The organism is Streptomyces sp. NPDC029526, assembly GCF_040637405.1.
GTDB lineage: Bacteria > Actinomycetota > Actinomycetes > Streptomycetales > Streptomycetaceae > Streptomyces.
This window is the reverse complement of the sequence record NZ_JBEZWE010000001.1, coordinates 838299-851415: the sequence shown is the minus strand read 5'-3', so window position 1 is coordinate 851415 and position 13117 is coordinate 838299. Positions and strand designations below refer to the sequence as shown.

Below are 13117 nucleotides of genomic sequence, written 5' to 3'. Positions count from 1 at the left end.
TCAGCCTCCTCCGGTCGATGTGGCCACCAGGCGGGGCCCGCTGGTGGACGGGGTCAGGGTCGGCCCGCTGGCGGACGGGGTGAGGCGGTCGGCCGGCTGCTGGCGGCGGCCGGTCAGCGGCCGTGCTTCTGCGTGCTCGCGCGCCCAGGTGAGCCTGACGGCCGGGCCGATCAGGGCCCGATCCGTCTCGCTGGCGGTGCCGAGGTGCAGGCGGGTGATGCTGCCGACCTGCTCAGCGCCCTCGACCGCCACCGCGGTAGCGAGCGCCGCGGCCTTCCGGCTGCCCAGGGAGCGGACGGTGCCGGTCTCGACGGCCGCCGCGAGGGCGTGCCGCTTCCGTCCGGCCACGGGCCGCGCCGCCGCGGTCTCCAGGGCGGGCGCGCCCGTGCGCACCTTCCCCAGCTGCATCTGCACGGCCGTCGTCTGCTCCTCGCAGGGCACCGCGCCCCGGCGCTTCGCCCCGCCCGCGCCCCGGCTCGAGGCCGCCTCGGCGGCGGCCCCGAGGGCGGCGGTCTTGCGGCCCGTGACCGACTGCGCAGCCACACCCTCCGCGGCCGCGGTGAGCGCCTGCGTCTTGCGGCCGGTCACGGGCCGGGCCTCGCTGGTCTCCCGCGCCCGGTCGAGTGCGGTGATCGACCCGGCGGCCAGCGTGGACGCCTCCGAGTGCTCGGTGGCGGTGGGCAGTGCCCGGGTGCTTGACCCGCCGAGGGCGAGCGCGTCGCCCGTCTCCTCGGCAGGCACGAGCGCCCGGGACAGGCCGCCGGTCAGCGGCCCCGCAGCGGACGTGTCGGCCGCCCAGCCGAGCAGTGTCCGCTTGGCCCGACCCACCGGCCGGGCCTCACCCACCTCACCCGCCACGCCCAGCGTGGTGGTCTTCGCCCGCCCGAGCCCCCGGGCGGTGCTGGTCTCAGCGGCCAGCATCAGGCCGGACGCCCCAGCGAGCGACTGCGCGGCTTCCACCCCGGCCGCCGGCCCGAGCGCCTGGTCCTTCCGCCCGGCGACCGGCAGGCCGGCCGTCGCCTCGGAAGCCGGGCTCAGTACGACCCGCTTCACCGCGGCGAGAGGCCGCCCGGCCTCCACCCCGGCCGCGCCCGCGAGCGCGAGCGACTTCCGCCGGCCGACGGGCTGACCCGCCGACCATTCCCCGGCCGGGTCGGCGGTGGCAGCGCTTGCGCTGGCGAGCGGCACGGCCGCCTCCGAAGCCGCCGCCGTACCGAGCGCCCCGGCCTTCGCCCGGCCGAGAGCCTGCGCCGTGTCGGTGGCCGCCGCGCCCGGCAGCCCGGCGCGCCGCGCCCTGCCGAGGGACTGCGCAGCCTCGACGACGGCCGACGTGCCGAGTCCTGCCCGCTTGGCCCCGGTGAGCGCTCGCCCGGCCCCGGCCTCGGCGGCCTGGCTCAGCGCCCGGGCCCGCGCGCGGCCGGGCGCCAGCGCGGCGCCCACCTCGCTCGCGGTGCCAAGCAGCAGCGACCCCTGCCCGGCCATGGCCTGACCGGCGGCCGACTCCGCGGCGACACCGAGCGCCCGCGCCTTCCGGGCGCCGAGCGGACGGGCCGCACCGGTCTCCGCAGCCGGGACGAGGTCCTCCTGGCTGCTGCCTGCCGGGATGTTGAACGAGTCGAACTCGGCGAAGTCGTCCACGCCGCCGTCGCGGTGGGCGATGAGCTGCACCTGAAGGTCGACGTCCGCCACCCACGCAGGGCTGGCGATGGTCCGCTGGGTGGTCCACGTGATCCCGTCCGGCGACGTGTCCCAGTGCAGCTGGCCACCGGTCTCCCGGACCCGCAGCCACGCATGCGCCTCCGCGTCGTACGGAATCGCCACCTGATCGGGGTCGAAGTACGCGACCCGAGAGGCCATGATCAGCGTCCCGGCGACCGCCGACACCTCGAAGACCAGGTCGGTGCCCAGCGTGGTCGTCTGGATCAGCAGCTGCGCCCACGCCTCATCGGTCGCACCGCCTGCGGCAGGGGGCCACATGCGGACGTGGGCGGACGACTCCTGCAGCCGGTATGCGGGAGCGGACGCGAGCGCGTTGTAGTCGGTGTTGCAGGCGACGCGGGCCCGGCCGCCGACCTCCTCGAAGCCGCCGCCGAGGTAGCTGTTCGGCCACTTCGCCGGGTCCACGACGCCGTCGTCGAAGTCGTCGGTGAGCGCGCCGATCGGCGTGCCCGCGAGCCCGGTCAGGGCCTGGCCGGTGCTCGACTCGACGGCCGTACCGAGGGTCATGATCTTGCCGAGGGGGCGCGCGGTAGCCGTCTCCGCGGCGGTGCCCAGCGCCACCGTGGTGGCGGGCACGTACTCCACGAGCGCCCACAGGGTGCTCACCCTGCGGACGGTGGTCTGGGAGACGTTGCCCCGGTAGCCGATCTGCAGGCCCTCCAGGGCGGCGGGCGTCCAGGCGGTCCCAGTCTCGGGGTTGGTGTACGCGGTCAGGAAGTACGGCCGCGGGGAGACGCCCGAGTGCACGGCCCAGGTGGTCGACGCGACCGACACCGACCCGGACTCGACGACCGTCCCGGCGCTCGCCCCCTTGAGCCGGTAGACGATGCTCGCCGCCGTCGCCGCCGAGGAGGCGACCCGGCCGCCGACCTGCACCAGCGTGACCGCATCCCCCGAGCCGATCCCGGCCGCTGCCGGGGACTCGACGTTGAAGTCGTCGATCGCCGTCGTGCCCGCGGCCGCGGTCTGGTTGTAGGAGGTCGCGTCGTTGGGCGGGGTCTCGTTGACGCGGGTCCAGTTATTCGCCGCTCCGGCCGTGCCGCCGACCGCGGTCTCCCACAGAGCGCTGTCTCCGGCCGCGTTGGGCCGCAGGTGCACCACCGAGCCGGGCCCCGGCAGCCCGTTCTGTACCGAGCCCGTGGTGTCGTTGATCGCGACATCGTCGATGTACAGGTCGGTCGTCGTCGCCAACTGCACGCCCATGCGCACACGGGAGAAGCCAGCGATATTCGTGCACAGCGCGTCGGCGAACTGCACGCCGTCCAGGTAGCCCTTGAAGGCCGCCGTCCCGGGCGTGAGCGCACCAGCGACATCGGTGAAGTCCAGCTCGACCCGGTACCAACGCCCAAGCTCCAGCACGGGAGACGTGCCGGTGAGGGTGGTCTCGATGAAGCCATCCCTGAGGACCAGGGTGCCGTCGGGCTGGAGCCGGAGCAGGCCGGGGAAGTACCCGCCCTGCCCGATCCCGTACACGTTCGTGTTGCCGCTGGGGTAGGCGTCGACCCGCAGGTACAGGCGGTGCAGGGTCCGCATGACCACGCCGGTGGTGAGCTGGTGCTCGACGAAGGCCGTCGCGCCCGAAGGGTTGCAGCGCAGGGATGCGGTGCCCGCGCGGTGCACGGTGGTGGAGATGGACGGCGCGCCCGTGACGATCGGGCCGGAGTTGACGCCGGCCTCGGCGCTGGTGCTCTGGAGCTCGAAGCCGCACGTCCACAGCCGCGCCATCGTCCACCCCCGTAGGTCAGGCCGCCGAGGAGGCGCGCGCGAAGTCCGAGATGGTCAGCGTGAAGTCGCTGCCGTCTGGGGTCATGGTCACGTCGTGCTTCGTCAGCGGGATCAGGTCCGCGTCCGTGCCCCCGGTGGTGTCCGGGTCGTAGCAGATGACCACTGCGCCGATCGCGTTGCCGGTGGCGGCGGTCCAGGTGACGTCGGCCGCGTCCAGGTTCACGCGGTCGTTGGCGTCGTCGACCGTGACCGTCACCGAAGCGAGCGTCTTCCGGCCCATGGTGGCCTGCTCGTTGCTGGCCCCGGCGAGGATCGCGTCGAGGCTGTCGTAGTCCCGCATCGTGGCGTCGTCGACGAGGCCGGTGGCCTCCAGCGGCACCATGATCAGGGCGTCGTCCGTGCCGGGCAGCGACGCGTAGTGAGCCAGGCGACCGAGCGCCTGGTTGAAAACGATGTTGGCCATTGTCAGTCTTCCTTGCTGCCGTAGCGCTCGATGATCTGGGCCTTCGTGAGGGTGGCGATCTCCGCGACCTCGTCCGAGTCCTGGGCGAGTCCGGTGGCGTACTCCACCCACACCGCCTTGGGCTCACTCACCGGCGGACGCCCGATGGTCGACTGGGTGTCCGGCTCGGGTTCCTGTGGAAGTGCACTCCTGGTCTGCTCCCCCACCTCGTGCTGCTCCGGCTCGGCGGCGGGGATGCGGGACCAGTTCGGCAGCATCTCCAGCCGGGCATTCGGATGGGCGTACTCCACCTCGTCGCCCGTGTTCGCGTTGCGGTACCTGTACGTCATGGGTGATCCCTCCAGCGGGGTCGGGCAGAATTCGGCCACCAGCGCCCGCATCTGCGCGGCCTGGCCGGACGCCGCCTGGTAGCGGCGGTAGCGGGCAAGAGAGGCAGCTGAGCCGACCGCCCGGGAGCGGCGTGGGGCCGGCGGGTGCCACAGGTGGAACAGGTCGGCGGTGCCGCGCCACATCGGGCCGGCCAGCGTCTCCAGGGCGAGCGCCCAGGCCTGGTCCTCCTGGCCCCAGCCGGTGAAGTGCGGGTCCATGGGGACGCCCTCGAGGACCTCGCGGGCCAAGACGACGATGCCCCCGCCGGGCATCCCTGGGTGGGTCTCGGCGGTGGGCTGTCCCTCGAGCCGGGCGCCGCCGAGCACGACTTGGGTGGCCTCGGGGGTGAGACGGCGTACGAGCTGGTGGGGCATCGCCCACCGGGCTCGACCGGACGCCACCCGATTCACTGCGGCCGGGGTGCCGAGCGTCCACACGTCCGCGTCGGCGACGACCAGGACGTCAGCGTCGGTCTGCGCCAGCGCATCGGCCACCGCCGCGCCTTTGGACCAGGGCCCGTCGGGGCACGCGCCGGTGACGACTTGCCAGTCCGGCCACCGGGCCCACTGCCGGCGCACCCATGCCCATACGGTCTGGCGGGGGCCGCCGTCGGGCCGCCAGGGCACGAGGACGGCGACGCTCACGACGGTTCCCGGTAGAACACGACGTCGCGTACCTCGCCGCCGCGCTGGGGGAGGCCGGGGCCGCGGCCCCACTTGCTGACCCAGTCGTAGTCGCGGACCCAGCACGCCACCGCGGTGAATCCGAGGCCGGCCATCACGGCCACGACCTCGTCGTGCGGAGCGGCCATCGTGGGGTCGTCGACGGTGCAGGTCTCTACGACGACCATGCGGAGGCTGTCCCAGGGTGCGCCGGCGAGTACGTCGATTTCCCGGCCCTGAGCGTCGATGACGGCCGCGTCCGCGTCCGGCGCCAGGTCGTCGAGGCGCCGTACGTCGACGGTGATCGTCTTCGTGACGCGGTCGACGCGCTGTGGCGGCACGAGGGTGGAGAGGTTGGTGCGGGCCATGATGTGCAGCTGCTCGCGGCCGGGTGCGCCCCCGCACGCGCACTGGTGCACAACGGCATCCGGGTGCTCATGCTGAAGGCTCTCGGCGAGCCACGGGATCGGCTCGATGAGCGTAATCCGGGGGACGCCTGCCTGCCGGTAGAAGGGCATCTCCTGGCCCTCGTGGGCGCCCACGTGCACGAGGTGCTGGGGCACCCATCCGAGGTCTGTGATCAGCGCGGGCAGGGCCCTCATGACGTTGGCCACGCGGGCCCCTCCCGAGTTGCCGGGTGCCGCGCAAAGTCCGCGGCCGTGTCGATGTCGTCAGTCCAGTCGTGAATCTCGGTGAAGACCGCCGGATTGACCCAGTGCCGGTCGAGCGGCGTCCGCTGCCACGCACGCAGCAGCATCCACCCGGGCGGGCGGGTGATCACCCCGGCCGCGCGGATCTCGTGCACGCGCGCCAGCCGCTCGTCGAGGCGGCTGTGCTGGCTGGGCCACCAGGAGACCGCGAAGATCTCGCCGTACGGGGTGCCAGTGATCCGGGAGCCGTGGGAGCGGCCGAAGACCCTGTAGGTGCGGGCGCGCCAGGAGGTGATCGTCTCGATCGCGGCGTCGGTGAAGTACACGTCGCCGAGGAGCAGCACGGTCCGGCCGCGCTCGTTCCACAGGTGGCGGGTGGCCGCGTACTCCGAGGGTGCGCTGCCGTCCTGCTCGTGCAGCGTAATGCCGGGCAGCTTGTACCGGTGGTCTCCGGCGGGGGCGGTGATGTGTACGTCGTCGCTGATCTCCCGCGCCTGCCCGACGGTGCGGTACAGCAGCGGGACCCCGAAGTGCGCCCGCAGGGGCACCAGGTGCGACGGCACGTCCAGGTGCCCGCCCCACTTCGACTGAGACCCCGCACAGGCGATGATCACCCGCACCCGAACACCTCCTGCTGGATGTCCCGGAGCCGGTGCTCCCACAGATGCCGCTCCCCGACCAGCGTGATCGCCGCGTCGGTCATCTCCCGCCGGCGGGCAGCCGACAAGGAGTCGATCCGCTCGCCGAGCCCGACGAAGTCACCCCGCTCGTACAGCAGCATCACCTCGTCGGTGAACCCGAGCCCGGGCATCCCTTCCACCCGTGGGTGCGCGAGCAGGCCCCCGCGCCCGAGCGTGCACACCACGCGGTCCGACCAGTACCGGTCGGCCGGAGCCGAATCGCCGAGCACCACCTCAGCGGACGCGTACAGGGTGCCGAGATCGGCGCCCCACACGGGCCGGCCACGGCCGTACTGCTGGAACTGGAAGGCCCAGCGGCGGCGCGCCCACTTCAACAGGTTGGCGCGGTGCGGGCCGTGGATGTCGGGGGCGTAACCACCGACGAACACCACCCGGCCGGGGTAGTGTCGTCGGTCGGCCGGGGAGCGTCCGAGCCAGCGGCGGCCCAGCGGCGGCGGCAGCCACCGGTGATTCACGCCGCGCGCGAGGAACTCCGCCTGACGGCCACCGTCAGCGGTGAACACCCACTGGCAGGACCACCACGGATCCACGCCGATCTGCCGCTCACGGCGCGGGATACCCCAGTAGAGGTCGAGGTGCAGGGCGACCGTCGCGGTGCCGGCGTCCTCGATCTCGCACAGCATCCGGCCGATGTCACCGTCGGGCTGGTGGCCGTGGGTGCGCGCCCAGATCAGCATGTCCGCGCCCCTGCACGCGCGGACCACGTCGTCGGCTGGGATGCCGCGGGCCGGGAGGTGCTGCACATCCCAGCCCAGGTCCTGGGCTCCCTCGGTGAGGCAGTCCTTCCACCGGTTGAGGTGGAGCGGCCGGGGGGCGCCGAGCACGACCGTGCGCATCGGCGCCCCCCTTCACCCCGCCACCCATCCCTCGCCCGGGATGAGGCCCTTAGGAACCAGCGCCCTGCAGCAGGACGGCGCGGTTCGCGTCGAGGGTCTTCGTGCCGTACAGGCAGTCGACGGAGACGACGGTCTGCTTGTACTTGATGTCGTAGTCGTAGACCACGCGCAGGCCGAAGCCCTTGTAGTTCATGATCGTCGCGTCCTGGGCGCCCGGCGGCACCTCCAGCGGGCGCGTGACCAGCGCGAACGCCGTCCGGTGGAAGGCCACGCCCTCCTCCGGCTCGCTGACGTGCTGCGTCCAGTACGGGTCGAACCCGAACAGGCGGCGGCCCAGGTACGCCTCCCGCAGCGCCTCCGTAGACCCGCTCTCGTTGACCTTCTTCAGGACGTCGGAGTCGAGCCAGTCAGCGTTCGCGACCGGGCCGATCACCGCGTGCCGGTCGGTGGTCGGGACCTTCCGCTGGTTGAGGACCTTCCCGGCGTCGATGAGGATCTCCGGCTTGGTCAGCTCGCGGCCCGTGGTGGCGCCGGCGGTCTGCACGATGTCGTTGCGCAGCGCCAGGAGGTCGGTGTCGATCTTCTGGGCGATGGCTTCCATCGCGGGGTCGAGGAGCTGCGTGCCGAAGTCCTCGATCTCCAGCGTGAGCTGCTCCGTCGTCACGTTGAAGGACACGTCGGCGAAGTGGTTCAGGGTGACGTCGACGCCGGTCTCGGTCGCGTTCTGCGGCACGATGCCGGTGTTGCGGTTGAACTCGGCGGCGGTGAACGTAGCGGGCTTGCGCACCGTGATGGTGTCGCCCTGCTTGCCGCGGAAGTCGCCGTCGAAGTCGCGGTGCACGAGCTGCGCCATGACGGTGGTCTCGTACAGCGTGGCGAGAGCCCGCGTGGCGATGATCTCGGGGGTCAGGAAGGTGTTGGCCATTGCGGGCCCTCTCTATTGGAGAGGCTCAGGCGCGTGCCTTGCGGCGTGCCTCGCGCTGGGCCTCGATCGTGTTCTGGTTCTTGGGCTTCTCCGAGCTGCCGGAGAAGTCGCCGCTCGTGCGCGCGGGTGCGCTCGCGGCCTTGAGCTTGGGGTTGGTCTCGACGGCCTTCTTGATGGCCTCGGAGACCTTCTTCGCGAACCCGTCCTCGCTGGGGTCGAGCCCCTTGATCGAGTTGAGGAAGGTCCGGCTGTCCGTCAGGGCGTCCGGGTCAGCGCCGTACTTGCCCGCGCTCCGGTAGATCGCCAGCTCCACGGCCGTCTCGCGGTGAGCCGCCGTCGCCTTTTCGATCTGTGCGGTGAGCGCGGCCGGGTCCGGCGGCGTGTCCTTGTCGTCCTTGATCAGGCCGAGGGCCTTGCCGAGCTCCTGCACGATCTCCGTGCGGGCCTCGTCCGCGGCCGCCTTCTTCGCGGACGTGCGCGCCTTCGCGGCCTCGCCGTTCGCCGTCTTCAGCTCCTTCTGGAGCCGGGCGATCGTCGCGGCCGGGTCCTCGCCGTCCTGCTTCTTCGCGGGCGGCCTCGGCTTGGGCTTGTCGTCCTTGGCCGCGGCATCGTCCGGTCCGTCGTCGCCGGTCCCGCCGGCGTCGTCGTCCCCGGAGCCGTCGGCGCCGGTGTCGTCACCGCTGTCGCCGTTGTCGGATCCGGAGTCGTCTCCGTCCCCGCCGTCGGCGTAGAGGTACGGCGCGAAAGGGGCGTGGCCGTAGGGGTGTGCCCAGCCAGCTCCGGCCAGCCTGGGGAGGGTTCGCTTCTGCATGCGTGCACTCCTGGTGCGCGTCGGGATGTTCGGCCCCGCGCCTGGCGGGGGTTGTGCGCTCCGGCCCGCACCCGGCGGGCGGAAATCCTTCGGGCCTCAGCGGGCCGTGGTGAGCTGCTCGCGGTGGCGCTTGCGAGGCAGACCCGTCTCTCCGGTCAGCTCACGGATGCGGGCCTGGTACGCGCGCACCCGCGCCCGCGCAGCCTTCGCCGCCTGCTCGTCCATCGCGGCCTCCGTCCGGCGCTTCCACTTCCGGATCTGCCGCTCGTAGTACCGCTGCTGCTGCGTGTCCTCATACGTCCCCCGCGACGGCTGCGGCGAAGGGATCCGGGACACCCCCGGCAGGAACGCGGACACCGTGTGGCGGCAGTTCGGATGCATCAGCCCCGCCGACCTGGCCTCATCCAGCGACCCGGCCACCCGGACGGTCACCATCTGCCCGTCCTCGATGCCGTGCTCCACCTGCACCTCGCGCGCGCCCGGCGCGCCCGTGCGGGCAAGCACTTTCCGCTCCCACGGCCGGCACAAAGGGCACTCCTCTGGCGCCTGGGACACGATCACCAGCTCCACCCCGGCCGCCCCGAGCCGATCCGAGTGCGCCTCGACAGCGGCGCGGGCGGTAGCCGACCGCATCGCCATCTCCACGTAGGAGCGCAGCTCCCACGACCGGCCCCGGGAGTCGACGAAGCCGCGCACCCCGCGGTCCGCGAAGGCGTCGAACGCCGACTGGGCGGCCTGCCTCCGCGTCTGCACGCCCAACACCGGCGCTGCTGCCGCACGGGCGATGACCTCCCGGTACACGTCCATCGCCTGCCGCAGCATCCGCAGATGCACGGGCCCCGTGTCCGCGATCACGGCCTGCGCGAGCCGGTCCACCACCGGCGCCGTCGGCAGCGCGACCACAGCCGCGGCCGTCTGCCCGACACCGAGGGCCCCGAGTTCGGCGACCGCGGCCTGCTGCCCGCGGTCGTATGCCTCGGCGAGCGCCTGGTGCACGGCGCCCGACGCGTCCAGCTGGAGCGCGGCGATGACCTCTTCGATCGCGGCCTGCAGGTTGCCGACCGCGGCCAGCTTGAGCTCGACCCACACGGGGCTGTCGATGCCCTCCGCGAGCGCGCGCCGGATCCTCCCGATCAGCTCGCCCTCGGCGGCTTCGTACAGGTCGGCGACGGCGGAGGCGAGGTCTTCGGCCATGTCCGGGGAGACGGGCATGGGCTCACCCCCTGACCGTGAACCCCAGTTCGTCACGCAGCCGTCGCAGACGCTCCCACGCCCAGCAGCCCCGATCGAAGGGAGCAGCAGCCGCCGTCAGGTGCTCGTCGTCGGACTGCTGCGCCGCTGCGAGCAACCGCAGCCAGACGGAATCGACCCACATGGTCTTGCTGTGCAGACAACGCAGGTCGGCTGGCTGGTACTTACTTGCCGGACAACCGACCTCGACCAGCGGGTACGAGTACCGGCCGATCAGCAGGTCGCATTGCTGGTGCCCTTGGACGCCAGTGGCGACTGCTGCTTCAGCCTCCACGCTGGAGACGTACTCGCCTTCGAGTAGGGCTGGGTCGTGGGAGATGCAGAGGAGGCGGTAGGTACTGCTCACGGAAGCACTCCTGCCTGCATCGGGTCCTCCACGGCCATGCCCTGCTCCTGCTGGATCCGTTCCACCTCGGCGGCGACCATCGTGTCGTCCCACTCCGGGTGAGCCATCCGCACCAGCGTGTCCGTCGACGCCGCCTGCGCCCTCCTGAGCACGTCCGCGGTGTTCGCGAGGGTCAGCGGGTCCTCCTGCACGGAGTCCTCGAACTCGACCGTCGGCCGCTGCGGCACGCTGCTCCCGCCGAACACGTGCTGGTCGACCGCCAGCCACGCCTCCACCAGCTGCGCGAGCGCCGGCCGCCAGCGGAGGATCTTCCGCCCGCGGGTCGTCATGCTTCGGCGTTCCCGGGCGGTGATCTCGGTCGCGGTGACGGCGGCGTCCCCGCCGAGCCCGAACGTCTGCCCCGAGTACCCGGCGCTGCGGAGGATCTGGTTCACCAGGTCCTCGGCTGTGTCCCGGTGCTCGTTCACGCGGATCGCGAACTGGGCGACCGTCAGCGACATGCCGTCGCCACGGGCCAGCATGTTGACCCCGGCGAACGCCTCCTGATCCGGATTCCACGAGGCGCCGCGGCCCGGGCCCTGCGACTGCAGGTACGACTCGGGCACGACGATGCGGCCCTTGCCCAAGCGGATGTCCCGCATCCACGACGAGTAGGTCTCATCGAGGGCGTCCATCAGCGGCTCGACCCCGTCCAAGTCGGAGCGGCCGAAGTCCTTGAGCTTCGGCTGGCAGCGCCAGCGGCGGCTGCTCTGGTTGGGGATGTAGACCACGTCCAGGCCGTCGTAGCCCGTCGCGATCGCGCCCTCCGCGTCCACCAGGGTGGCGAACTGGGCGGTCGCCTCCGAGTCCTCCAGCGGCACCGGGCGGCCCAGGTTGTCCTTGGTGCCCTGGTACAGGCCGTGCATGATGGCGCCCGGCTCGTGCCGCTCCAGCCACCGCCACACCTGGCCGTCTTCCTCGCGGACGACTTTCCAGAACGTGACCGCGGAAAGGCGTCCCCACGTGAACTCGGGCAGGGCCCGGTCGGCGTGCTCGGCCACGATCCACGGCCGGTCCGCGACGTCCTGGTCGTACACCGGCCGCAGGTACACGCCACCGAGCGCGGCGCCGACCTCGGCCGCGGTCTGCAGGGTGGCGAGCATCCCGTCGTCGACCAGCTCGTCGAGTCGGTCCTGCGTCGAGTCGTGGTCGACGGTGAGCTTCGGCGGCTCGGAGAACAGCAGGTCGGCCGATCCGCCGCAGAGGTCGCCGGCGATCGGCACGTGCATCTTCGTGCGGCGTTCGCCCGGGGCGGTGGGGGTGCCCCACCACCAGCGGGCGATGCGGCCGACGACGCCGCCGGCGTACTGGAGGCGCTTGGGGTCGGGGCCGCCGCCGGTGGAGCCGCCGTAGAGCTGCTCCAGTCGGTCGGGGTCGCCGGACCACCAGGCGTCCCAGGTGTGCATGGCGTCGAGGGCGGGGCCGAGATAGGGGGGCGGCCAGGCGGTGTTACCCGTGGGCAGCGGCATCCGGCACCTCCCCTCCGTCAGCCCGGGTGGGCTGTTCCATGGCGTCGGCGATCTCGCGGAGCGCGTCAGCGAACGGCTTCCGGAAGTCCTCGACCTGTCCGTTGCGGACGTCGAGGTACAGGGTCCCGGCGGTGATGGTCTCGTCGCCCAGGCCGATGGTGATGGGCAGTTCGACCTCGTTGATGGCCGACAGCGGCACTTCCACGCGTACGGCCATCAGGCGGCCACCTCCAGTCGGGTCGGTAGGTACGGCCGCCACAGGGCCTCGGTCGTACGGACGCCATAGCGAAGGGCGTCGCAGTTGTGCACCACGACGCCCTCAGCGAAGTACTCCGGGCAGTCAGCGACCGTCAGGTTCCAGACCGGCACGCTCTCGCTCAAAGCGGTGACGCGTAGAACACGCACGCCCGCAGTAGCGGGTGCGGGCGTACTTGTTGACGCGGAAGACGCCCCCGCAGAACTCGCAGGAGCGGTCTTCGTCGTCGACTCCGGACGCCCTCCGCCACGCCGACTTGCATCGGTTGGAGCAGAAGCGTTCGCTGCCCTTCTTGGAACGGGTGTCGTAGGAGCCACCGCACTGATCACAGCTGCGTTCGTACGGTTCTCGCTTCTCCCAGGTCCGAGCCCCATGCTCGGAGTGCCAGGCGCGTCCCTCCTCAGACCCGTGCCACTGGGCAGCCAAAGGCCGGATCGATTCGAGGTGCTCCAGCTGGTCGAGCCGAATGATGCCTCGGCGCTCCCCGGCGTGGTGCTCCCGGTGTTCGTCTGCGGTGATGCACACGAGGTTCGCCGGGGCGTTGTTGAGGTAGTCCCCGTCGGCGTGGTGGATGTGGTGGCCGTCGGGAATGTCGCGCCCGTTGGCCGCTTTCCAGACCTCTTCGTGTAGGCGTCCGACCCCGCGCTGACGGTCGGCGATGCCTGGGACGTAGTACCGGCGGTCAGAGGCTCCCTTGGCGTCGGGGTAGCGACGGAATTTGATGCCGTTGAAGACGACGACGTCGACACGTTTTCCCATGTCTCCATTGTATCGCCGTATCGCAGAGCATCGAGGCGAACCCAGCCCTTCCCTGCCACCCAAACCGGATGGTTGCCCGTCCCCGTGAGAGTCCGACCGTTGGACAACTCGACCTCGTGCACAGCGGCCTGCTGGG

At 72.0% G+C, this 13117-nt stretch carries 13 protein-coding genes; all 13 read right to left on the bottom strand.

Annotation, left to right across the window (positions count from 1 at the left end):
- Window positions 1-3444 (bottom strand): hypothetical protein, encoded by a 3444-nt coding sequence (locus AB0F01_RS03890; protein WP_362089622.1) that lies wholly within the window; start codon window positions 3442-3444, stop codon window positions 1-3.
- A 16-nt stretch (window positions 3445-3460) separates the two neighbouring features.
- Window positions 3461-3907 carry a hypothetical protein gene (locus tag AB0F01_RS03885; protein WP_362089620.1) on the bottom strand — a complete coding sequence of 149 codons (447 nt, stop codon included), beginning with the start codon at window positions 3905-3907 and terminating at the stop codon, window positions 3461-3463.
- 2 nt (window positions 3908-3909) lie between these two features.
- Window positions 3910-4920, bottom strand: coding sequence for a hypothetical protein (locus AB0F01_RS03880; RefSeq protein WP_362089618.1), 1011 nt, complete (start codon window positions 4918-4920; stop codon window positions 3910-3912).
- The gene (locus tag AB0F01_RS03875) at window positions 4917-5552 is read right to left on the bottom strand and encodes an FkbM family methyltransferase (protein WP_362089616.1); all 636 of its coding nucleotides are present in this window, start codon (window positions 5550-5552) and stop codon (window positions 4917-4919) included. Before AB0F01_RS03875 ends, AB0F01_RS03880 begins: the two co-directional genes overlap by 4 nt.
- Window positions 5537-6208, bottom strand: coding sequence for a hypothetical protein (locus AB0F01_RS03870; protein ID WP_362089614.1), 672 nt, complete (start codon window positions 6206-6208; stop codon window positions 5537-5539). The genes AB0F01_RS03875 and AB0F01_RS03870 overlap by 16 nt, the downstream gene beginning before the upstream one ends.
- On the bottom strand, window positions 6199-7125 hold the full coding sequence (locus AB0F01_RS03865) for a glycosyltransferase (protein WP_362089612.1): 927 nt from the start codon (window positions 7123-7125) through the stop codon (window positions 6199-6201). The genes AB0F01_RS03870 and AB0F01_RS03865 overlap by 10 nt, the downstream gene beginning before the upstream one ends.
- Before the next feature lie 49 nt (window positions 7126-7174).
- Window positions 7175-8050, bottom strand: a complete 876-nt coding sequence (locus AB0F01_RS03860) for a P22 phage major capsid protein family protein (protein ID WP_362089610.1) — start codon at window positions 8048-8050, stop codon at window positions 7175-7177.
- 25 nt (window positions 8051-8075) lie between these two features.
- On the bottom strand, window positions 8076-8861 hold the full coding sequence (locus AB0F01_RS03855; protein WP_362089608.1) for a hypothetical protein: 786 nt from the start codon (window positions 8859-8861) through the stop codon (window positions 8076-8078).
- A 96-nt stretch (window positions 8862-8957) separates the two neighbouring features.
- The gene (locus AB0F01_RS03850; RefSeq protein WP_362089607.1) at window positions 8958-10073 is read right to left on the bottom strand and encodes a phage minor capsid protein; all 1116 of its coding nucleotides are present in this window, start codon (window positions 10071-10073) and stop codon (window positions 8958-8960) included.
- Between the two features lie 4 nt (window positions 10074-10077).
- Window positions 10078-10458: a hypothetical protein gene (locus AB0F01_RS03845; protein WP_362089605.1), complete on the bottom strand. Its 381-nt coding sequence runs from the start codon at window positions 10456-10458 to the stop codon at window positions 10078-10080.
- A complete protein-coding gene (locus tag AB0F01_RS03840) occupies window positions 10455-11966 on the bottom strand; it encodes a phage portal protein (RefSeq protein ID WP_362089603.1) in 1512 nt (503 codons plus the stop codon). The genes AB0F01_RS03845 and AB0F01_RS03840 overlap by 4 nt, the downstream gene beginning before the upstream one ends.
- Complete coding sequence (locus AB0F01_RS03835; protein WP_362089602.1) at window positions 11947-12183, bottom strand: hypothetical protein; 237 nt, start codon at window positions 12181-12183, stop codon at window positions 11947-11949. The genes AB0F01_RS03840 and AB0F01_RS03835 overlap by 20 nt, the downstream gene beginning before the upstream one ends.
- Before the next feature lie 123 nt (window positions 12184-12306).
- Window positions 12307-12981, bottom strand: a complete 675-nt coding sequence (locus AB0F01_RS03830) for an HNH endonuclease signature motif containing protein (RefSeq protein ID WP_362090225.1) — start codon at window positions 12979-12981, stop codon at window positions 12307-12309.
- Between the last annotated feature and the right edge of the window lie 136 nt (window positions 12982-13117).

What these genes read in the sequence shown, in the direction of transcription:
- AB0F01_RS03890 (WP_362089622.1), bottom strand. Translation starts at nt 3,444, where the DNA reads ATGGCGCGGCTGTGGACGTGCGGCTTCGAGCTCCAGAGCACCAGCGCC.
- AB0F01_RS03885 (WP_362089620.1), bottom strand. Translation starts at nt 3,907, where the DNA reads ATGGCCAACATCGTTTTCAACCAGGCGCTCGGTCGCCTGGCTCACTAC.
- AB0F01_RS03865 (WP_362089612.1), bottom strand. Translation starts at nt 7,125, where the DNA reads ATGCGCACGGTCGTGCTCGGCGCCCCCCGGCCGCTCCACCTCAACCGG.
- AB0F01_RS03860 (WP_362089610.1), bottom strand. Translation starts at nt 8,050, where the DNA reads ATGGCCAACACCTTCCTGACCCCCGAGATCATCGCCACGCGGGCTCTC.
- AB0F01_RS03855 (WP_362089608.1), bottom strand. Translation starts at nt 8,861, where the DNA reads ATGCAGAAGCGAACCCTCCCCAGGCTGGCCGGAGCTGGCTGGGCACAC.
- AB0F01_RS03850 (WP_362089607.1), bottom strand. Translation starts at nt 10,073, where the DNA reads ATGCCCGTCTCCCCGGACATGGCCGAAGACCTCGCCTCCGCCGTCGCC.
- AB0F01_RS03840 (WP_362089603.1), bottom strand. Translation starts at nt 11,966, where the DNA reads ATGCCGCTGCCCACGGGTAACACCGCCTGGCCGCCCCCCTATCTCGGC.
- AB0F01_RS03835 (WP_362089602.1), bottom strand. Translation starts at nt 12,183, where the DNA reads ATGGCCGTACGCGTGGAAGTGCCGCTGTCGGCCATCAACGAGGTCGAA.
- AB0F01_RS03830 (WP_362090225.1), bottom strand. Translation starts at nt 12,981, where the DNA reads ATGGGAAAACGTGTCGACGTCGTCGTCTTCAACGGCATCAAATTCCGT.